General features: G+C 47.9%; 1 protein-coding gene. It reads left to right on the top strand.

All coding sequences use genetic code 11. The annotated features are described in order from the left end of the window. A partial coding sequence (locus R7E42_RS24345; RefSeq protein WP_318073140.1) for a thiamine pyrophosphate-dependent enzyme occupies window positions 1-1,334 on the top strand: 1,334 nt, incomplete at both ends.

Consider the following 1,334-nt stretch of genomic DNA (forward strand, 5'->3'; position numbering starts at 1 on the left):
AGCTCGGGATTTTTTCGCATCATGTATCGGCAAATTTGAACTTGCCAAGTCCGAGTTTAAATACGCCGCTCAATTGGCTGCTCACCTCGCTTGATGAGGTGATGTTTAACCAACAGTTACATGGCAGCGCGGTTCACATTAACTGCGCCTTTCCTGAGCCGCTGTATTCTGACGGGGAAAAAAGCGCTTACCAAAGCTACCTAAACAGTGTCGAAGCGTGGCGCAAAGGCGGTCAAACATATACTCAACGATTCGTCAGCCCATCATTCCGTGACATTCCATTTTGTGCTGATAGAAAAGGAGTGGTTGTTATTGGCAGCTTATCTGCTGAACACGCGCAAGAGGCAAAAGCGTTTGCACAGCAAATGGGGTGGCCTGTATTGGCGGATCCGCAAAGTGGAGTTAGCTCCGATTGGTCACATTATGATTTGTGGTTACAACAGCCTAAGTTGGCCAGCCAACTCGACGAATGTGATTTGGTGCTCCAGTTTGGTAGCCGCATCATATCTAAGCGATTGAACCAATGGATTAATAAACAGGTGTCGCAAAGCCAACAAGGCCGAGATGTTCAGTACTGGTTTATCTCGCCAAGTTTAAGCCGAGATAACCAAACACACCTTCCGCAATTGCATTGGGCTGCATCACCTAAAAGTTGGGTCGAGCGTGTTGATGTTAAGAGCTCAAGTACTCAAGGGTGGGCTGATGGATTGCTGACCGATATAGCCCATGTTCGCGCTCACATTCGCGATGAGTTTCTGTCTTCATCAGCTTCAACGCTTAATGAAATCGCGTTAGCGGCTGACATTGAAGAGCGAACGCAGAGCGTCGATGTCTTTCTCGGTAACAGCTTGTTTGTTCGATTAGTCGATATGTTTGGCCGATTAAATACTGAGGTGTTTACCAATCGCGGAGCGTCGGGTATTGATGGTCTATTTGCCACAGCTTCGGGTGTGCAGCTCTCGCGAGGCAAGCCGCTATTGATGTACATCGGAGCTACATCGGCGCTTTATGACCTCAACTCGCTCGCGCTGTTTTCTCGTAATGATCTGCCATCAGTACTTGTGGTCACAAACAATGATGGTGGTGCGATTTTCGATATGTTGCCAGTGCCTCAGGAGCATCGCACTGCGTACTACCAAATGCCCCACGGTTATCAGTTTGAACATGCAGCTAAGCAGTTTGGCTTAAAGTATGAAAAGCCAACTACATTACAAATGTATCAAGCAATGGTTGCCGAGCACTTGTCGAGCGGCCAAGGCACAATGATGGTGGAAGTTCAAACCCCACCAAGCCAAGCCGCAGAGTTGATAAAGGCATTTAATAAGAGCCTGCAT

The sequence above is a fragment of the Vibrio sp. Vb1337 genome (assembly GCF_033338715.1).
Lineage (GTDB): Bacteria > Pseudomonadota > Gammaproteobacteria > Enterobacterales > Vibrionaceae > Vibrio > Vibrio alginolyticus.